Below are 18,841 nucleotides of genomic sequence, written 5' to 3'. Positions count from 1 at the left end.
AATGGGCCGCACGGCGGCCCCGGATTTGTCACGTTACTGCGAGTGGATCAGATCACTCGATCTGCCCGTGGCAATGCTTGAACTTCTTGCCCGAACCACACCAGCACGGTTCGTTGCGGCCCAACTTCTGGTCGTTACGTACTGGCGCCGCGGCTACCGCCACTTCGGCACCCTCCTCGCTCAGTTGCTCGCTTTCCAAGCCCGGTGCGGCGGCGTGCTGGAACTGCATGCGGCTGGCCAGTTCTTCGGCCTCGCGACGCAGGCGGGCTTCTTCTTCGATAGGGTCTTCGCGGCGAACCTGTACGTGCGACAGCACGCGGATGGTGTCGCGCTTGATCGACTCCAGCAGCTCCTGGAACAGGCTGAACGACTCGCGCTTGTACTCCTGCTTCGGGTTCTTCTGCGCATAGCCGCGCAGGTGAATACCGTGACGCAGGTGGTCCATGGTCGACAGGTGGTCTTTCCACAGGTCGTCCAGCACGCGCAGCAGGATCTGTTTCTCGAAGGTACGCAGGGCTTCGATACCGGCCTGGTCTTCCTTCTCGGTGTAGGCGGTAGTGATTTCGTTAAGCAGCTTCTCGCGCAGGGTCTCTTCGTAGAGGTGATCATCCTCGTCGAGCCACTGCTGAATCGGCAGCTTCATGGCGAAATCGCTGGCCAGCGAAGCTTCCAGGCCGGCCACGTCCCACTGCTCGGGCAGCGACTGCGGCGGAATGTGCTGGCTGATGGTAGCGTCCAGAACTTCCTGGCGGAATTCGACGATGGTGTCGCCGATGTTCTCGGCGGCCAACAGGCTGTTGCGCATGTGGTAGATCACCTTGCGCTGCTCGTTGGCCACGTCGTCGTATTCGAGCAGTTGCTTACGGATGTCGAAGTTGCGGCCTTCGACCTTGCGCTGGGCCTTCTCGATGGCGTTGGTGACCATGCGGTGCTCGATGGCCTCGCCCGACTGCATGCCCAGTGCCTTCATGAAGTTCTTCACCCGGTCAGAGGCGAAGATGCGCATCAGGCTGTCTTCCAGCGACAGGTAGAAGCGGCTGGAGCCTGGGTCGCCCTGACGGCCGGAACGGCCACGCAGCTGGTTGTCGATTCGACGCGATTCGTGACGTTCGGAGGCGATTACGTGCAGGCCACCGGCCTCGATCACCTGCTGGTGACGCTTCTGCCAGTCGGCCTTGATCTGGGCGATCTGTTCGGCGCTCGGGTTTTCCAGGGCGGCCACTTCGGCTTCCCAGTTACCGCCCAACAGGATGTCGGTACCACGGCCAGCCATGTTGGTGGCGATGGTCAGGGCACCCGGAGCACCCGCTTGCGCGATGATCTCGGCTTCCTTTTCGTGGTACTTGGCGTTCAGTACCTTGTGGTCGATGCCTTCCTTCTTGAGCAGGTTCGACATGTGCTCGGAAGTTTCGATGGTCGCGGTACCCACCAGGATCGGCCGCCCCTTGGTCATGCTTTCCTTGATGTCGGCAATGATCGCGGCGTATTTCTCGTCGGCGGTCAGGTACACCAGGTCGTTGAAGTCCTTGCGCGCCAGCGGCTTGTTCGGCGGAATGACCATCACGTTGAGGGCGTAGATCGACTGGAACTCGAACGCTTCGGTGTCGGCGGTACCGGTCATGCCGGACAGCTTGGTGTACAGGCGGAAGTAGTTCTGGAAGGTGGTCGAAGCCAGGGTCTGGCTCTCGGCCTGGATGTTCAGGTTTTCTTTCGCCTCGATGGCCTGGTGCAGGCCCTCGGACAGACGACGGCCCGGCATGGTACGGCCGGTGTGCTCGTCGATCAGCAGGACCTGGCCGTCCTGGACGATGTACTCGACGTTGCGGTGGAACAGTTTGTGCGCGCGCAGGCCAGCGTAAACGTGGGTCAACAGGCCCAAGTTATGGGCGGAGTACAGGCTCTCGCCTTCGGCCAGCAGGCCCGCTTGGGTCAGCATCTCTTCGATGAACTGGTGACCGGCCTCGTTCAGCTCGACCTGACGGCTCTTCTCGTCGATGGTGAAGTGGCCTTCCTGGGTGACCTGGCCTTCGACCTCTTCGATGTGCTGGGTCAGGCGCGGGATCAGGCGGTTGATTTCGATGTACAGCTTGGAGCTGTCTTCAGCCTGGCCGGAAATGATCAGCGGGGTACGCGCTTCGTCGATGAGGATCGAGTCGACTTCGTCGATCACGGCGAAGTTCAGTTCACGCTGGAACTTCTCCTCCTGGCTGAACGCCATGTTGTCGCGCAGGTAGTCGAAACCGAATTCGTTGTTGGTGCCGTAGGTGATGTCGGACGCATAAGCGGCGCGCTTTTCTTCCGGCGGCTGGAAGGCCGAGACGATACCGACCGACAGGCCGAGGAACTCGTACAGCGGGCGCATCCAGTTGGCGTCACGGCGGGCCAGGTAGTCGTTGACGGTGACCACGTGCACGCCCTTGCCGGACAATGCGTTGAGGTACACGGCCAGGGTACCGACCAAGGTCTTGCCTTCACCGGTGCGCATTTCTGCGATCATACCCTCGTGCAGGGTCATACCACCGATCAGCTGCACGTCGAAGTGGCGCATGCCCATTACGCGCTTGCCGGCCTCACGGGCCACGGCGAAGGCTTCGGGCAGCAATTGGTCCAGTGTCTCGCCTTTGGCCAGGCGCTCCTTGAACTCTGCGGTCTTGCCCCGCAGCTGCTCGTCGGAGAGGGCCACCATCTTCTCTTCGAAGGCATTGACGATACTCACCGTCTTGAGCATGCGTTTGACTTCACGCTCGTTCTTGCTTCCAAAAAGTTTTTTTAACAAAGGCGCAAACATATCGGCAGGATCTTCCACACGTAGGGATGGAGGGCGGCCCCATGAGTCGCCCGTGCAGCCCTAAGGCCGCATGCGAACGAGCATTCTACCCGGAAACGATGGTGAGGAAAGTGGTGGATTTCCACGATGCTATTACAGCGTTTTGGCGGGGGCTTGTTTTAGATAGGGGCATTTTCCCTGAGTTCAAGGCCCGTGTTCATGAAACGTATCGAGAATGACTCGTATCTTGCATTGCCCGCGAACGGCCGCCACAGGCTATAGAGGTGTTAAACTGCCGCTCTTGCCATCTCATGCGTACCCCATGGCCTACAAACCCTCCCCCGCCCAGCCGCCCTCCGCCCTGCTGCGCCAGGTGCGCCCACTGCGCCTGCTGCTGAACCAGGCCGAGCGCCTGGAGCACCTGCAGCGCCTGCTGGAAAGCCAACTGCAACCGGCGGCCCGCGAGCACTGTCACGTGGCGTCGTGGCGTGATGGCACCTTGTTGCTGGTGGTGACCGACGGCCATTGGGCAACCCGCCTGCGCTACCAGCAGAAGCGTTTGCTGGCGGCATTGCAGGCCATGGAAGCTTTCGGCAACCTCAGGCGCATCCTGTACAAGGTGCAGCCGCCGCTGGTGCCGGCCAAGCGTGGTGGGCACGCCGCAGAGCTGTCGAACAGCGCAGCCGAAAGCCTGCGCGATACCGCCGAGGGCATCACCGACCCCAAGCTGCGCGCAGCGCTGGAACGGCTGGCAGCCCACGCTCAGCACAAGCCATAAAAAAGGCCACCCGAAGGTGGCCTTGATTACAACACTAGAGAGAGTGTTCGAACTTACACGGCCGCAACAGGGCGCATGTACGAGATCGGTGCCGTACTGGCATCTTCGAAAGTGACCACTTCCCAGGCATCGGTTTCAGCAATCAGCTTGCGCAGCAACTGGTTGTTCAGCGCGTGGCCGGACTTGTAGCCCTTGAACTCGCCAATCAAGCTGTTGCCCAGCAGGTACAGGTCGCCAATGGCGTCGAGGATCTTGTGCTTGACGAATTCGTCTTCGTAACGAAGGCCGTCTTCGTTGAGCACGCCGTCCTCATCGACCACGATGGCGTTCTCGACACTGCCACCCAACGCAAGGTTGTGCTTGCGCAGGTACTCGATATCACGCATGAAGCCGAAGGTACGCGCGCGGCTGACTTCCTTCACGAACGAGGTGCTGGAAAAGTCGACGCTGGCGCTTTGGGTCCGGTTGCGAAGCACCGGGTGATCGAAGTCGATCTCGAAGCTCACCTTGAACCCTTCGAAAGGCAGGAATGTGGCGCGCTTGTCGCCCTCTTCCACAGTTACCTCACGCAGGATGCGGATGAACTTCTTGGCTGCGTCCTGTTCTTCCAGGCCGGCAGACTGAATCAGAAATACAAAGGGTCCGGCGCTGCCATCCATGATCGGCACTTCCGAGGCGGAGAGCTCGACGTAGGCGTTATCGATGCCCAGGCCCGCCATGGCGGAGAGCAGGTGCTCGACCGTATCGACCTTGACGTCACCGTTGACCAGCGTCGTCGACATGGTTGTCTCGCCGACGTTGGCCGCACGCGCAGGGATCTCGACCACAGGGTCGAGGTCGGCGCGGCGGAAGACGATGCCGGTGTCAACAGGTGCAGGCTTGAGGGTCAGGTAAACCTTCTCCCCGGAGTGCAGACCGACACCTGTGGCACGGATGGTATTCTTCAGGGTGCGTTGTTTAATCATGGCATTGGCCGCTTCAGCGCAAATTGCGAACAGGTATCAACAAAGGCTGGGGATGATAACAGACCCAACCTTTGATGAATACCAATCACCTTTATACCCCTGATAAATTCCATTAATCAGCCTGACGACGCAGGAAAGCCGGGATATCGAGGTAGTCCAGGTCATCCTGAGGGTTCAGTTTAGCGGCTGCGGCAGCACCTGCATGGGCCTGGTTGCGCATTACGGTCGGGCGCTCCAGGTCACGGTAGTTGACCGCTGGCTGCTCCTGGCGGGCCGGCGCAGGGTTGGACGCTTCGTACGCCTGCTGGGCGGTCTGCAGGGTGTTGTCGACTACCTTCACAGGCTTCTCGATGCGCGCGCCCAGGCCAGTGGCCACGACCGTCACGTGCAGTTCGTCGCGCATGTCCGGGTCGATCACGGTGCCGACCTTGACCATCGCGTGGTCAGAGGCGAAGGCTTCGATGATGCTACCCACGTCGGAGTACTCACCCAGCGACAGGTCCGGGCCTGCGGTGATGTTCACCAGGATGCCGCGCGCGCCCTGCAGGTTGACGTCTTCCAGCAGCGGGTTGCGGATCGCGGCTTCGGTGGCTTCACGCGCACGGTTCGGGCCGCTGGCGCAGCCAGTACCCATCATGGCCATGCCCATCTCACCCATTACAGTACGCACGTCGGCAAAGTCGACGTTGATCATGCCAGGGCGCTTGATGATGTCGGAAATACCGCGCACGGCACCGGCCAGTACATCGTCAGCCTTGGCGAAGGCGGACAGCAGGCTGGCATCCTTGCCCAGGATGGTCAGCAGCTTCTCGTTGGGGATGGTGATCAACGAGTCGACGCTTTCAGCCAGCATGCGGATGCCTTCATCGGCGATCTGCATACGTTTGCGACCCTCGAACGGGAACGGACGGGTCACCACGGCTACGGTGAGAATGCCCATTTCCTTGGCCACTTCGGCAATGATCGGCGCTGCACCGGTACCGGTACCGCCGCCCATGCCAGTGGTGATGAACACCATGTTGGTGCCTTGCAGCACTTCAGCGATGCGCTCACGGTCTTCCAGCGCGGCCTGACGGCCGACTTCCGGATTGGCACCAGCACCCAGGCCCTTGGTCACGCCAGTGCCCAATTGCAGAATGGTGCGCGCACCAATGTTTTTCAGCGCCTGGGCATCGGTGTTGGCGCAGATGAATTCCACGCCTTCGATGCTGCTCTTGACCATGTGATTGACGGCGTTGCCGCCACCACCACCAACGCCGATCACCTTGATGACCGGGCTTTGCGGGACGTTGTCTACGAGCTCGAACATTTTCCCTCTCCTTACAGTTCTCTAGTTGTTGCGCCTACCACTACTGCTTTGAAACTTAGAAGTTGCCCTGGACCCATTTCTTGAAGCGCTCAAGCACTGGGGCCTTCGGTTCATCGCCATAGCTGTTGTTGCTGCTGTTGCTGTTACCGGTCAGGACCAGGTCCTCGGACTGCTTCAGCAGGCCATAGGTGAGCAAGCCCACGCCGGTGGAATAGATCGGGTTGCGCACCACGTCGCTCAGCCCCCGAACGCTGTGCGGTACGCCCAGGCGTACCGGCATATGGAAGATTTCCTCGGCCAGTTCCACGGCGCCTTCCATCTTCGCGGTGCCGCCGGTGAGCACGATGCCGGCCGGCACCAGGTCCTCGTAGCCGCTGCGGCGCAGTTCGGCCTGGATCAGGGTGAAGAGCTCGTCGTAACGTGGCTCCACCACCTCGGCCAGGGCCTGGCGCGACAGCTCACGCGGTGGGCGGTCGCCCACACTCGGCACCTTGATGGTCTCGCCGGCGCCGGCCAGTTTGGCCAGGGCGCAGGCGTAGCGGATCTTGATTTCTTCGGCGTACTGGGTAGGGGTACGCAGGGCCATGGCGATGTCGTTGGTCACCTGGTCGCCGGCAATCGGGATGACTGCGGTGTGGCGGATGGCACCCTCGGTGAAGATGGCGATGTCGGTGGTGCCGCCACCGATGTCCACCAGGCACACGCCCAGCTCTTTTTCATCATCGGTCAGTACCGAATAGGCCGAAGCCAGCTGCTCGAGGATGATGTCGTCGATTTCCAGACCACAGCGGCGTACGCACTTCTCGATGTTCTGCGCCGCGTTGACCGCGCAGGTGACCACGTGAACCTTGGCTTCCAGGCGTACGCCCGACATGCCCAGCGGCTCGCGCACGCCTTCCTGGTTGTCGATCACGTAATCCTGCGGCAGGGTGTGCAGCACGCGCTGGTCGGCCGGAATCGCCACGGCCTGAGCGGCGTCGAGTACGCGCTCCAGGTCGGCCACGCTGACCTCGCGGTCGCGGATGGCGACGATACCGTGGGAGTTCAGGCTGCGGATGTGATTGCCAGCCACGCCGACGAACGCCGAGTGAATGCGGCAGCCGGCCATCAGCTGTGCCTCTTCCACGGCGCGCTGGATCGACTGCACGGTGGACTCGATGTTCACCACCACGCCCTTCTTCAGGCCACGGGACGGATGAGTGCCGATCCCGACGATTTCCAGGGTGCCGTCTTCGCCCACTTCGCCCACCAGCGCCACCACCTTGGAGGTGCCAATGTCCAGCCCGACGATCATTTTGCCGCTATGCGCGTTTGCCATGGTCCTGCCTCTCTCTAATTCTTCGCAACGGCGGGTTGGGCCGTCGTCGGTGCAATCGGTTCCCGCCAACCAACGGCAAGTCCGTTGGAATAACGCAGATCAATGCGGGCGATAGTGGTGATCTGGTCTTTGAGTGTCTTGTCGTAAATGGCAATGAAACGGCGCATCTTCTCCACCAGATGGTCGCGCCCCAGCAGCAGCTCGATGCCCGGCCCGGCACTGCTCGCACCGGTGGTCAGGAACCAGCTGCCTCGCTCGCGCAGCTCCAGGCGAGCGATGGAAAAGCCCAGGGGGCGCAGCATCTGGCTCAATACCTGATACTGCTGCATGACTTGTTGCTGCGCACGCTGCGGCCCGGCCAACTGCGGCAGGTGTTCGTAGTTGGCCAGCTCGCGCGGGGTAAAGGCCTGGCCCTGGTTGTTGAGCAAAGCTTCATCACCCCAGCGGGCTACCGGCAGTTGCTCTTCCAGGCGGATCACCACCTCGTCGGGCCACACCCGGCGCACTTCGGCATGGGCGATCCAGGGCATCTGCTCAAGCTCGGCACGCATCGCCGGCAGGTCGACACTGAAGAAGCTTGCCGCCACGTAGGGCGCGATACGCTGCTGCACCGACTGCTGGCTGATGTAGCTGAGGTCACCCTGCACGTCGATCTTGGTGATGGGCCGGTCGGCGTACGGCATCAGCCGAATGGCGCCCTCGTAGGCACCAAAACCGGCCGCCACCAGCAGCACCGGCCACAGCAGGCGCTTGAGGCCGCCCAGGCTTGGCCGTGGCAGGCGCGCCGATACGGGCTCGTCGGCCACCAGCCGGCTGGCACCACGCGGCACCGGCTTGCTACGGCCGGTAACGGGTTGCTGCTGACGTATCATCGCGCCTTGCATGGTTGTTAACCTCGCGTCGCCACGCTTTCGGCCAGGATTGCCAGCACCAGTTGCTGGAAGTCCAGGCCGGCCGCGCGGGCCGCCATGGGCACCAGGCTATGATCTGTCATGCCTGGTGCGGTGTTGACTTCGAGCAGCCAGAACCGGCCCTGCTCGTCCTGCATCACGTCCAGCCGCCCCCAGCCTTCGATGCCGATGGCATCGCAGGCACGTGCGGTCAGGTCGATCAGTTCCTGTTCCTTGGCGCTATCCAGGCCGCACGGGATGCGGTACTGGGTATCGTTGGCGATGTACTTGGCGTCGTAGTCGTAGAACACGTGCGGCGTACCCAGGGCGATCGGCGGCAGCACCTGGCCGCGCAGTACCGCGATGGTGAACTCCGGGCCGTGGATCCACTGTTCCACCAGTACCTGGGAATCGTATTTGGCGGCGTCCTGCCAGGCGGCGACCAGTTCCTGGGCGCTGTTCACCTTGGCCATGCCGATGCTAGAGCCTTCATGGGCGGGTTTGACGATAAGCGGGAAGCCCAGTTCCGTACTGGCCTGCAAACAATCGCTTTCGCTCGCCAATACCGCGTGACGCGGGGTCGGAATGCCCAGGCTCTGCCACACCTGCTTGGTGCGCAGCTTGTCCATGGCCAGCGCCGAAGCAAGGATGCCGCTGCCGGTGTAGGGGATGCCAAGGCACTCCAGCAGGCCTTGCATGCTGCCGTCTTCACCGCCACGGCCGTGGAGGATGATGAAGGCGCGGTCGATTTTCTCGCTTTGCAGGCGCGCGAGCAGGTCGTCACCGACGTCGATGGCAACCACGTCGACACCGGCAGTTGTCAGCGCATCGATCACCGCAGCGCCAGACTTCAACGACACCTCACGCTCGGCGCTCTTGCCACCGTACAGCACGGCAACGCGGCCGAATGCCTTGACGTCCAAGGTGGAGTGCAGCTTGTCGTAGGCGCTGGTCATTTCGACTTCTCCTGCTTGGCGCCTGCGAACAGCGGGCTTTTCATCAACTGCGGGGCCAGGCCGCCAACATCACCGGCACCCTGGCAGATCAGGATGTCACCAGCGCGCAGCAGTGGCTTGACCAGCGGCGCCAGCTCGGCGCCACGCTCGATATAGATCGGGTCCAGCTTGCCGCGCTGACGGATGCTGTGGCACAGCTGACGGCTGTCGGCACCGGGGATCGGCTCTTCGCCGGCCGGGTACACTTCCATCAGCAGCAGCACGTTGGCATCGCCCAGTACCTGGACGAAATCGTCATACAGGTCGCGGGTGCGGCTGTAGCGGTGCGGCTGGTAAACGATCACCAGGCGACGGCTTGGCCAGCCACCGCGCACGGCCTTGATCACCGCGGCCACTTCGGTCGGGTGATGACCATAGTCGTCGACCAGCATCACGCTGCCGCCTTCGACCGGCAGCTCGCCGTACACCTGGAAGCGACGGCCGACACCCTGGAAGCCAGAAAGGCCTTGGATGATGGCTTCGTCAGTGATGCCTTCGTCAGTGGCAATGGCGATAGTGGCCAAGGCGTTGAGCACGTTGTGGTTGCCGGGCATGTTCACCGACACCTCCAATGGCTCGCGGTCACGGCGCAGCACGGTGAAGTGGGTCTGCATGCCCTGCTGGCGCACGTTGATGGCGCGGATGTCGGCCTCTTCGCTGAAGCCGTAGGTCACGGTCGGACGCTTCACCTGCGGCAGGATTTCGCGCACCACCGGGTCGTCCAGGCACATCACGGCCAGGCCGTAGAACGGCAGGTTGTGCAGAAACTCGACGAAGGTTTTCTTCAGCTTGTTGAAGTCGCCTTCGTAGGTCGCCATGTGGTCGGCGTCGATGTTGGTGACCACGGCCACCATCGGCTGCAGGTGCAGGAAGCTGGCATCGCTTTCGTCTGCTTCGGCGATCAGGTAGCGGCTGGTGCCCAGCTGGGCATTGGTACCGGCAGCGGTCAGGCGGCCACCGATGACGAAGGTCGGGTCCAGGCCACCGGCAGCAAACACCGACGCCAGCAGGCTGGTGGTGGTGGTCTTGCCATGGGTACCGGCAACGGCAACGCCGTGGCGATAGCGCATCAGCTCAGCCAGCATCTCGGCACGCGGTACCACTGGGATGCGCCGTTCGAGGGCGGTGGCCACTTCCGGGTTGGCCGGGTTGATCGCGCTGGACACCACCAGCACGTCGGCGGTAGCGGCGTTCTCGGCACGGTGGCCAACGAAAATCTCGGCGCCGAACGATTCCAGGCGCTCGGTGACCGGCGAAGCTTTAAGGTCGGAACCGGACACTTCATAGCCCAGGTTCAGCAGCACTTCGGCAATACCGCACATGCCCACGCCGCCGATACCGACGAAGTGAATACGGCGAATACGGCCCATCTTCGGCTGGGGCATGGCTTTCTGGCTCTCAACCATGGGCCACCTCCAGGCAGATATCGACCACGGTGCTGGTTGCGGCAGGTTTGGCCAGGCGCCGTGCGGTGCCTGCCATGACGTTGAGTTTCTCGGGTTGCATCAGCACCTCGTTCAGGCGTTCAGCGAGCTGCGCTGCGCCAGTTGTCGCTTGTGGCATCAGGAAGGCAGCGCCTTCGCGGGCCAGATATTGGGCGTTGTGGGTCTGGTGGTCGTCGATTGCGTGGGGCAAAGGCACCAGCATCGAAGGCAGGCCTGCTGCCGCCAGCTCGCTGACGGTCAGGGCACCGGCCCGGCACACCACCATGTCGGCCCAGCCATAGGCTTGGGCCATGTCTTTGATGAAGGGCTCTACCTGAGCTGCGACGCCCGCCTCGTGATAACGCTCGGCAGTGATCGGCGCGTGTTGCTTGCCGGCCTGGTGGAACACCTCTGGCCGCAGCCCAGCGGGCACCTCGGACAGGGCCTTAGGCAACAATTTGTTCAATGGTTCCGCACCCAGGCTGCCACCGAGCACCAACAGGCGTGCACGGCGCTCGGCCAGGGGCGCGCGTTGCGCGTCCATGAACAGCTCCGGGCGCACCGGGTTGCCGGTGGTGCGACGTTTGTCGCTAGCCTCGAAGGTGTTCGGGAAAGCTTCGCAGACCCGCGCCGAAAGTGGCACCAGCAGGCGATTGGCGGTACCGGCCCGGGCATTCTGCTCGTGAATCACCAGCGGCACGCCGCACAGCCGCGCAGCAACGCCACCAGGGCCGGTCACGTAACCGCCAAAGCCCAGTACGCATACCGGCTTGAGCTGACGAATGATCCGCCGCGCCTGCAGCACGGCCTTGATCAGGGTGAACGGCGCCTTGAGCAACGACAGCTTGCCCTTGCCGCGCAAGCCGCTGACCTGGATCAGGTGCAATGGCAAGCCTGCCTGTGGCACCAGCTCGTTCTCGATGCCGCGCGGGGTGCCCAGCCAGTGCACGCTGTAACCGCGTGCCTGGAACTCTCGGGCGCAGGCCAGGGCCGGGAACACATGGCCCCCGGTGCCGCCTGCCATGATCAATACATTCTTGCCGTCAGCGGCCATGACTGGTCTCCTCGGCAAAATCGCTTTCACTGAATTCGTGTTCCTCGCTGCCCAGGTGCGTGCGGCTTTCCCACTCGATGCGCAGCAACAGGCCCACGCAGGCACAGCAGATCACCAGCGAGCTGCCCCCGTAACTGAGGAATGGCAAGGTCAGGCCCTTGGTCGGCAGCAGGCCGACGTTCACGCCAATGTTGATCAGGAACTGGCCGATCCACAGGAAGGCCAGGCCGAACGCCATATAGGCGGCAAAGAACTGCTTGGCCTTCTCCGCCCACAGGCCGATGTACAGGGCACGCACGGTGACGAACACGAACAAGGCGATGGTCACCAGCGAGCCGACCACGCCCAACTCTTCGGCCAATACCGAGAACACGAAGTCGGTGTGCGCTTCAGGCAGGTAGAACTGCTTCTGCACACTGTTGCCCAGGCCAACACCCAGCCACTCGCCACGGCCGAAGGCAATCAGCGCCTGGGTCAGCTGGTAACCCGAGCCGAACTGGTCGGACCACGGGTCGGTGAACGTGATAAGGCGCGCCATCCGGTACGGCTGCGCCTGTACCAGCACGAACACCGCCAGCACCGCCAGCACCACCATCAGGCTGAAGCGGAACAGCCCCACCCCGCCAAGGAACAGCATCGCCGCCGCCGCGCCCATCATCACCACGGTGGCACCGAAGTCCGGCTCCATCAGCAGCAGTGCAGCCATGGGCAGCAGCACGATGAACGGTTTGAAGAAGCCCATCCAGGTTTCGCGCACCTCGGTCTGACGGCGCACCAGGTAGCCGGCCAGGTAGATGACCACGAACACCTTGGCAATTTCCGAAGGCTGCACGTTGAAGAAGCTGAAACCGATCCAGCGCATGGAGCCGTTCACTTCACGACCGATGCCTGGCACCAGCACCAGCACCAGCAGGCCGAAGGCGCCCAGCAGCATCATGAAGCCCATGCGCTGCCAGGTGGCGATCGGCACCAGCATGGTCGCACCACAGGCAACCAGGCCAAGGGATACGTAAACCAGGTGGCGGAACATGTGGTAAAGCGGGTTGCCCGACTGCACCGCAGCCACTTCCGAGGACGCCGAGGTGATCATCACCAGGCCAAGGCCCAGCAAGGCCAGGCAACCGGCAAGCATCGGGAAGTCCAGGTCGATGCCACGGCCGCTGATCAGCGGCGACGGGTAAGGCTTGAGGATGCCAAAGATCATGCAAGGCCTCCCGCTGCCTGGGCGAACAGGCGCCCGCGTTCTTCGAAGTTCTTGAACATGTCGAGGCTGGCACACGCCGGCGACAGCAGCACGGCATCACCGGCCTGGGCCAGCTGGGCACACTGCTGCACGGCGTCGTCGAGGCTCTTGACCCGTACCAGCGGCACGTCATAGCCCAAGGCGTCGGCCAGACGCTCGGCATCACGCCCCAGCAACACCACGGCGCGGCAGAAACGCTTGACCGGCTCGCGCAGTGCGGTGAATTCAGCGCCCTTGCCATCGCCACCGGCAATCAGCACCAGCTTGCCTTCGATATCGGCCCCCAGGCCTTCGATGGCGGCCAGGGCAGCACCCACGTTGGTGGCCTTGGAATCGTCGTACCAGTTCACCCCGTTACGCTCGCGTACCCACTGGCAACGGTGGGCCAGGCCACCGAACTCACGCAGGGCTTCGAGCATGGGCTCGAACGGCAGGCCGGCGGCATGCCCCAAGGCCAGGGCCGCCAGGGCGTTGCTCTGGTTGTGAGCGCCGCGAACCTTCAGCTCGCGCGCCGGCATCAGCGCCTGGAACTCGAACGCCAGGTATTTTTCGCCATCCACTTCACGCAGGCCAAAGGCCTTGAAGTCCGGCTGGTTGAGGCCGAAGGTCCAGCATGGGCGGCCTTCCACCGGCAGCGGCCGGCTCAGGGCGTCCTGACGGTTGACCACCACCTGCTTGGCGCCCCGGAAGATCCGGTGCTTGGCCAAGTGGTAGGCAGGCAGGCCGCTGTAGCGATCCATGTGGTCTTCGCTGATGTTCAGCACCGTAGCCACTTCAGCGTTGAGCTGGTCAGTGGTTTCCAGCTGGAAGCTGGACAGCTCCAGCACGTACAGCTCGACATCATCGGCCAGCAGGTCCAGCGCCGGGGTACCGAGGTTGCCGCCCACGGCCACGCGCTTGCCGGCCTTGGCGGCCATTTCGCCGACCAGGGTAGTGACGGTGCTCTTGGCGTTGGAACCGCTGATGGCAATGATCGGCGCGGTGGCATGGCGGGCGAACAACTCGATATCGCCGGACAGCTTCACGCCGCGCGCGGCCGCCTGCTGCAGGGCCGGCGTGGCCAAGGCCAGGCCAGGGCTCACGTACAGCTCGTTGGCGCGGCACAGGAAGTCCACGTCCAACTCACCACAGCGCACTTCCACCTGCGGGTAATCACGGCGCAGGGTGTCCAGTTCCGGCGGTTGCTCGCGGGTGTCGGCGACCGCAAAGGCAATGCCCCGGTTCGCCAGGAAGCGAACCAGGGACATGCCGCTCTTGCCGAGGCCGACAACGATGCGGAATTGGTCGGAAGCGATCAAAGACACGCTCATCTACCTCAGTTTCAGGGTTGCAAGGCCGATCAGCACCAGGATCACGGTGATGATCCAGAAGCGGACGATCACCCGTGGCTCTGGCCAGCCCTTGAGTTCAAAGTGGTGGTGGATCGGCGCCATGCGGAACACGCGCTTGCCGGTCAGCTTGAAGGAGGCGACCTGGATCACCACCGACAGGGTTTCGACAACGAAGATGCCCCCCATGATGAACAGCACGATTTCCTGGCGCACGATCACGGCGATGGTGCCCAGCGCAGCGCCCAGCGCAAGCGCGCCGACGTCGCCCATGAACACTTGTGCCGGGTAGGTGTTGAACCACAGGAAGCCCAGGCCGGCACCGATCAGCGCGCCGCAAAACACAATCAGCTCGCCCGAGCCCGGCACATAGGGGATCAGCAGGTATTCGGCGAACTTCACGTTACCTGACAGGTAGCAGAAGATGCCCAGCGCACCGCCGACCATCACTGTCGGCATGATTGCCAGGCCGTCAAGGCCATCGGTGAGGTTGACCGCGTTGCTCGAGCCGACGATGACGAAGTAAGTCAGCACCACGAAGCCGACGCCCAGCGGAATGGTGACATCCTTGATGAACGGCAGGATCAGGGTGGTCTCCACGCTGGTTGGCGCGGTCTTGTACAGGAACACTGCCGCCGCCAGGCCGAACACCGACTGCCAGAAATACTTCCAGCGGCTCGGCAGGCCACGCGAGTTCTTTTCGATCACCTTGCGGTAGTCATCGACCCAGCCGATGGCACCGAACGCCAGGGTGACGATCAGCACAACCCAGACATAACGGTTGCTCAGATCCGCCCACAGCAGGGTGCTGACGGCGATGGCCGACAGGATCAGCGCGCCACCCATGGTCGGGGTGCCGGACTTGGACAGGTGCGATTGCGGGCCGTCGTTACGCACGGCCTGGCCGATCTGGCGAATTTGCAGGGTACGGATCATCCACGGCCCCAGCCACAGCGCCAGGGACAACGCGGTCAGTACACCAAGAATCCCGCGCAGGGACAGGTACTGGAAGACCGCGAAGCCTTTGTGGAACTGTTGCAGATACTCGGCCAACAGCAGCAGCATTAATGTTTCTCCCCGCTGGCACCGCACAATGCCGCCACGACGTTTTCCATCGCAGCGCTGCGCGAGCCCTTGATCAAAATAGTGGTGTCGCTGGCGTGTTCGGCGCTAACTGCGTCGATCAGCTCAGCTTGAGTAGCGAAATGGCGGCCATTGGCGCCGAACGCCTTGACCGCGTGTGTCATGTTGGAACCCACTGCGTACAGGGCATCGACCTTGCCACGCGCGTAGTCACCCACCTGACGATGGCCTTCTTCCGCCCATTGCCCCAATTCGCCGATATCCCCAAGCACCAGGACGGTGCGTCCGGAAAAGCCGGCGAGTATATCAATGGCCGCGCACATGGAGGAGGGATTTGCGTTGTAACTGTCGTCGATCACCCGTACCCCGTTCGGCGCAATCTGTGCCACGGTACGGCCCTTGACCGGCTGCACTGCAGCCAGGCCGGCAGCAATACCGTTCAGGCTCAGACCAACGGCATGCGCAGCGGCGGCAGCGGCCAGGGCATTGCTGACGTTGTGCTCGCCCAGCACATTGAGTTGCACGTCTACCGTTTCACCCGCGCCATGCAGCTTGAACGACGGGCAGCCACGTGCATCGCGACCGATGTCCGTGGCGTGGAAATCGGCCTTCGGGTTGCTGCGCGCGAAACTGACGACCTTGTGCGAGCCGGCACGCGCACTCCAGATGGCGAAGGCCTTGTCGTCCAGGTTGAGGATGGCAATGCCGCCCTCGCCCAGGCCTTCGAGAATCTCGCCCTTGGCTTCGACAATCTTCTCCGGGCCGCCGAACTCGCCAACGTGAGCGGTACCGGCGTTGTTGATGATGACCACCTGCGGCTGGGTCAGGCCCACGGTGTAGCGGATCTCACCCATGCGCGAGGCGCCCAGCTCGATCACTGCGGCGCTGTGCTCCGGGGCGATCTCCAGCAGTGTCAGCGGCGCACCGAGGTCGTTGTTCAAGTTGCCACGGGTAGCGTGCACCAGGCCACGGGTACGCAGGATGCTGGCGAGCATTTCCTTGACCGTGGTCTTGCCGCTGGAGCCGGTAATGGCCACCACCGGTTTGTCGAATGCGGCGCGGTTCAATGCACCGAGTTGGCCAAGGGCCAGGCGGCAATCGGCCACCAACAGCTGTGGCAGGTCTACATCGGCGACTTCACGCTCTACCAAGGCTGCGACCGCGCCTTTGGCTTTTACATCGGCCAGGTAGTCGTGACCATCGAAACGCGGACCGGCCAGGGCGACGAACAGTTGCCCGGCGCCGACACTGCGGCTGTCGATGCTGACACCGGTAAACGTGGCATCGGCACCGATTTGTCGACCACTCAGTGCTGTGGTCAGCTGGCTGAGTGATAGTGGCTTAAGCATGTGGCGCCTCCCAGGCTGCAAGTGCCTTTTCGGCTTCGGTCAAATCGGAGAAGTCATGGCGCTCGCCATTGATCTCCTGGTAATCCTCGTGCCCCTTGCCAGCCAGCACGATCACGTCGTTGGCAGCGGCGGTGGCAATCAACTGCGCGATGGCCTCGCCACGACCGGCAACGAACTCGACCGAGACAGGCCGGGCGAAACCGGGACGGATGTCGTCGAAGATGCGCTGTGGGTCTTCGGTACGTGGGTTGTCATCGGTGACCAGTACGCGATCGGCCAGGCGCTCGGCCACTTCGGCCATCAGCGGGCGCTTGCCGCGATCACGGTCGCCGCCGCAGCCGAACAGGCACAGCAGCTTACCGTGGGCGTGTGGACGCAGGGCTTCGAGCACTTTTTCAAGGGCGTCCGGGGTGTGGGCGTAATCGACCACCACCAGCGGTTTGTCGCCGCCACCCAGGCGCTGCATACGGCCTACCGGACCGTGCAGTTGCGGGGTGACCTTGAGGATTTCGTCCAGTGCATAATCCAGTGCCAGCAGTGTCGCGACAGCGGCGAGCATGTTGCTCAGGTTGAAGCGCCCCAGCAGCTGACTGCGCAGGATACGCTCACCTTGTGCGGTAACGATCGTCGCGCGCACGCCATCGTCACTGAACGCGGCCTCGCGACAGAACAGCGAGGCATCTGGGTTTTCCAGGCTGTAGCTCAGCAGCCGGGTGTCGATATGGTCGACGCTCGGACGGCGGGCAAAGTCAGCGGCCAGGCGACGGCCAAAGGCGTCATCCAGGTTGACCACCTGGCAACGCAGGCTGGGCCAGGCGAACAGCTTGGCCTTGGCGGCCTCATAGGCCTCCATGCTGCCGTGGTAGTCGAGGTGGTCGCGGGACAGGTTGGTCATCACCGCGATGTCGAACTCCAATGCGGCGACTCGGCCTTGCTCCAGGGCGTGAGAGGAAACCTCCATGGCCACAGCCTTGGCGCCCTGCTTTTTCAAATCGTAAAGGGTCGACTGCACGGCAATCGGGTCGGGCGTGGTCAGACGGCCGCTCTGCAGCTCCCCGTAGAAGCCGGTACCCAGGGTGCCGATCAGGCCGCAGCGCTGGCCGAGCAGGTCGAGCGCCTGGGCCACCAACTGGGTAACGCTGGTCTTGCCGTTGGTCCCGGTTACACCGACCAGGTTCAGCTGGCGGCTGGGTTCGCCATAAAAACGCCCGGCGACATCCGACAACTGTGCGATCAGGCCCTTGACCGGAATCAATGGCACTTCGGTCAGCGGCAGCACGGTGGCGCCCTGCTCTTCATAGGCCACGGCGGCGGCACCACGGGTCAAGGCATCGGCGATATGCTCGCGGCCATCGACCTTGGCACCCGGCACGGCCAGGAACAGGTCACCCGGGCGCACGTTGCGGCTGTCCAGGGTCAGTTCACGAATCAGCGGGTCACGGCTGGCGTGGGCGAAAAGTTTGCTTAATGGCATTGTCATCATCCACGCCCTCCCTTGGCGGCTGTTGCATTGACTTGCGATTGCACGGCAGGTGCCGCGGGTGCTGGTGGCGGCAGGTTGTCTGGCGGCACGTTCATCAGGCGCAGGGTGCCGGACATGACCTTGCTGAACACCGGCGCCGAGACCAGACCACCGAAGTAACCACCCTTGCCCGGCTCGTCGATGACCACGACGATGGCGTAGCGCGGGTCGCTCATCGGTCCGAAGCCGGCGAACAGCGAGCGGTAGGCGTTTTCGGTGTAACCCTTGGAGCCCACGGTGGCTTTACGCGCGGTGCCGGACTTGCCGGCCACGTGATAGAACGGCACCTGGGCACGGAACACACCACGCGGCGCTTCAATCACCTGCTGCAGCATGCCTTGAACGGTTTCGGCGGTTTCCTTCGGAATGGCCTGCACCGCTTCCGGGGCCTTGTCGACCTTGATGATCGACAGCGGCACCATCTTGCCGTCGTTTGCCAGCGCTGCGTAGGCATGCACCAGTTGCAAGGCAGTCACCGACAAGCCATAGCCATAGGACAGCGTCGCGGTCTCGGCCTTGCGCCACTCGCGGTGGTTGGGCAGGTTACCGACACGCTCGCCCGGGAAGCCAAGGCCGGTGTACTGACCCAGACCGACCTGGGACATGACCCGGTAGATGGCCTCGCCCCCGATGTCGAAGGCGATCTTGCTCATGCCGACGTTACTGGAGTTGATCAGGATGCCGGTCAGGTCGAGGATCGGGCCCTCGCTGCGCGACACGTCCTTGATGGTGTAGCGGCCGATCTGCAGGCTACCCGGGTACACCTCGACCTTGTCGGTCGGCTTCCAGCGGCCGCTCTGCAGCGCCGCGCTCATG

At 63.0% G+C, this 18,841-nt stretch carries 15 protein-coding genes; 1 reads left to right on the top strand and 14 read right to left on the bottom strand.

Annotated elements, in window-relative coordinates:
* Window positions 1-52: 52 nt before the first annotated feature.
* Window positions 53-2,788 carry a preprotein translocase subunit SecA gene (secA, locus tag APH35_RS00075; RefSeq protein ID WP_012274051.1) on the bottom strand — a complete coding sequence of 912 codons (2,736 nt, stop codon included), beginning with the start codon at window positions 2,786-2,788 and terminating at the stop codon, window positions 53-55.
* 301 nt (window positions 2,789-3,089) lie between these two features.
* Between secA and APH35_RS00070 the strand changes: the two genes are divergently transcribed.
* Complete coding sequence (locus APH35_RS00070; RefSeq protein WP_012274052.1) at window positions 3,090-3,545, top strand: DUF721 domain-containing protein; 456 nt, start codon at window positions 3,090-3,092, stop codon at window positions 3,543-3,545.
* Window positions 3,546-3,598: 53 nt separating this feature from the next.
* On the opposite strand, the gene lpxC is transcribed toward APH35_RS00070, so the two are convergent.
* The 13 genes from lpxC to APH35_RS00005 form a co-directional block, all read right to left on the bottom strand.
* Window positions 3,599-4,510, bottom strand: coding sequence for a UDP-3-O-acyl-N-acetylglucosamine deacetylase (gene lpxC / locus APH35_RS00065; protein ID WP_012274053.1), 912 nt, complete (start codon window positions 4,508-4,510; stop codon window positions 3,599-3,601).
* Window positions 4,511-4,622: 112 nt separating this feature from the next.
* Window positions 4,623-5,819: a cell division protein FtsZ gene (gene ftsZ / locus APH35_RS00060; protein ID WP_012274054.1), complete on the bottom strand. Its 1,197-nt coding sequence runs from the start codon at window positions 5,817-5,819 to the stop codon at window positions 4,623-4,625.
* Between the two features lie 55 nt (window positions 5,820-5,874).
* Complete coding sequence (ftsA, locus tag APH35_RS00055; RefSeq protein ID WP_012274055.1) at window positions 5,875-7,137, bottom strand: cell division protein FtsA; 1,263 nt, start codon at window positions 7,135-7,137, stop codon at window positions 5,875-5,877.
* A 14-nt stretch (window positions 7,138-7,151) separates the two neighbouring features.
* Entirely contained in the window at window positions 7,152-8,021 is an 870-nt protein-coding gene (locus APH35_RS00050) for a cell division protein FtsQ/DivIB (RefSeq protein WP_012274056.1), read from the bottom strand.
* 5 nt (window positions 8,022-8,026) lie between these two features.
* Window positions 8,027-8,983: a D-alanine--D-alanine ligase gene (locus APH35_RS00045; protein ID WP_060493232.1), complete on the bottom strand. Its 957-nt coding sequence runs from the start codon at window positions 8,981-8,983 to the stop codon at window positions 8,027-8,029.
* Window positions 8,980-10,428 carry a UDP-N-acetylmuramate--L-alanine ligase gene (gene murC, locus APH35_RS00040; protein WP_016713564.1) on the bottom strand — a complete coding sequence of 483 codons (1,449 nt, stop codon included), beginning with the start codon at window positions 10,426-10,428 and terminating at the stop codon, window positions 8,980-8,982. Before murC ends, APH35_RS00045 begins: the two co-directional genes overlap by 4 nt.
* Window positions 10,421-11,500: an undecaprenyldiphospho-muramoylpentapeptide beta-N-acetylglucosaminyltransferase gene (murG, locus tag APH35_RS00035; RefSeq protein WP_012274059.1), complete on the bottom strand. Its 1,080-nt coding sequence runs from the start codon at window positions 11,498-11,500 to the stop codon at window positions 10,421-10,423. The genes murC and murG overlap by 8 nt, the downstream gene beginning before the upstream one ends.
* Window positions 11,490-12,704, bottom strand: coding sequence for a putative lipid II flippase FtsW (gene ftsW / locus APH35_RS00030; RefSeq protein WP_012274060.1), 1,215 nt, complete (start codon window positions 12,702-12,704; stop codon window positions 11,490-11,492). The genes murG and ftsW overlap by 11 nt, the downstream gene beginning before the upstream one ends.
* Entirely contained in the window at window positions 12,701-14,047 is a 1,347-nt protein-coding gene (gene murD, locus APH35_RS00025) for a UDP-N-acetylmuramoyl-L-alanine--D-glutamate ligase (protein ID WP_060514062.1), read from the bottom strand. The genes ftsW and murD overlap by 4 nt, the downstream gene beginning before the upstream one ends.
* A 6-nt stretch (window positions 14,048-14,053) precedes the next feature.
* Entirely contained in the window at window positions 14,054-15,136 is a 1,083-nt protein-coding gene (mraY, locus tag APH35_RS00020; RefSeq protein ID WP_003251852.1) for a phospho-N-acetylmuramoyl-pentapeptide-transferase, read from the bottom strand.
* Window positions 15,136-16,503, bottom strand: coding sequence for a UDP-N-acetylmuramoyl-tripeptide--D-alanyl-D-alanine ligase (locus APH35_RS00015; RefSeq protein WP_060514008.1), 1,368 nt, complete (start codon window positions 16,501-16,503; stop codon window positions 15,136-15,138). Before APH35_RS00015 ends, mraY begins: the two co-directional genes overlap by 1 nt.
* On the bottom strand, window positions 16,496-17,986 hold the full coding sequence (locus tag APH35_RS00010; protein ID WP_370739316.1) for a UDP-N-acetylmuramoyl-L-alanyl-D-glutamate--2,6-diaminopimelate ligase: 1,491 nt from the start codon (window positions 17,984-17,986) through the stop codon (window positions 16,496-16,498). Before APH35_RS00010 ends, APH35_RS00015 begins: the two co-directional genes overlap by 8 nt.
* Window positions 17,983-18,841 (bottom strand): peptidoglycan D,D-transpeptidase FtsI family protein (locus tag APH35_RS00005; RefSeq protein WP_177335342.1); only part of this gene is annotated, 859 nt, incomplete at its 5' end. The genes APH35_RS00010 and APH35_RS00005, both read right to left, overlap by 4 nt.

It is taken from the genome of Pseudomonas sp. NBRC 111132 (assembly GCF_001320565.1).
Classification (GTDB): domain Bacteria; phylum Pseudomonadota; class Gammaproteobacteria; order Pseudomonadales; family Pseudomonadaceae; genus Aquipseudomonas; species Aquipseudomonas putida_P.
Note: the sequence above shows the minus strand (reverse complement) of the source record. Positions and strands in the feature narration are given on the sequence as shown.

Bases quoted from the DNA above. Each gene is read 5' to 3' on its own strand.
- secA (WP_012274051.1), bottom strand. From the start codon at position 2,788: ATGTTTGCGCCTTTGTTAAAAAAACTTTTTGGAAGCAAGAACGAGCGT.
- APH35_RS00070 (WP_012274052.1), top strand. From the start codon at position 3,090: ATGGCCTACAAACCCTCCCCCGCCCAGCCGCCCTCCGCCCTGCTGCGC.
- lpxC (WP_012274053.1), bottom strand. From the start codon at position 4,510: ATGATTAAACAACGCACCCTGAAGAATACCATCCGTGCCACAGGTGTC.
- ftsZ (WP_012274054.1), bottom strand. From the start codon at position 5,819: ATGTTCGAGCTCGTAGACAACGTCCCGCAAAGCCCGGTCATCAAGGTG.
- ftsA (WP_012274055.1), bottom strand. From the start codon at position 7,137: ATGGCAAACGCGCATAGCGGCAAAATGATCGTCGGGCTGGACATTGGC.
- APH35_RS00050 (WP_012274056.1), bottom strand. From the start codon at position 8,021: ATGCAAGGCGCGATGATACGTCAGCAGCAACCCGTTACCGGCCGTAGC.
- APH35_RS00045 (WP_060493232.1), bottom strand. From the start codon at position 8,983: ATGACCAGCGCCTACGACAAGCTGCACTCCACCTTGGACGTCAAGGCA.
- murC (WP_016713564.1), bottom strand. From the start codon at position 10,428: ATGGTTGAGAGCCAGAAAGCCATGCCCCAGCCGAAGATGGGCCGTATT.
- murG (WP_012274059.1), bottom strand. From the start codon at position 11,500: ATGGCCGCTGACGGCAAGAATGTATTGATCATGGCAGGCGGCACCGGG.
- ftsW (WP_012274060.1), bottom strand. From the start codon at position 12,704: ATGATCTTTGGCATCCTCAAGCCTTACCCGTCGCCGCTGATCAGCGGC.
- mraY (WP_003251852.1), bottom strand. From the start codon at position 15,136: ATGCTGCTGCTGTTGGCCGAGTATCTGCAACAGTTCCACAAAGGCTTC.
- APH35_RS00015 (WP_060514008.1), bottom strand. From the start codon at position 16,503: ATGCTTAAGCCACTATCACTCAGCCAGCTGACCACAGCACTGAGTGGT.
- APH35_RS00010 (WP_370739316.1), bottom strand. From the start codon at position 17,986: ATGATGACAATGCCATTAAGCAAACTTTTCGCCCACGCCAGCCGTGAC.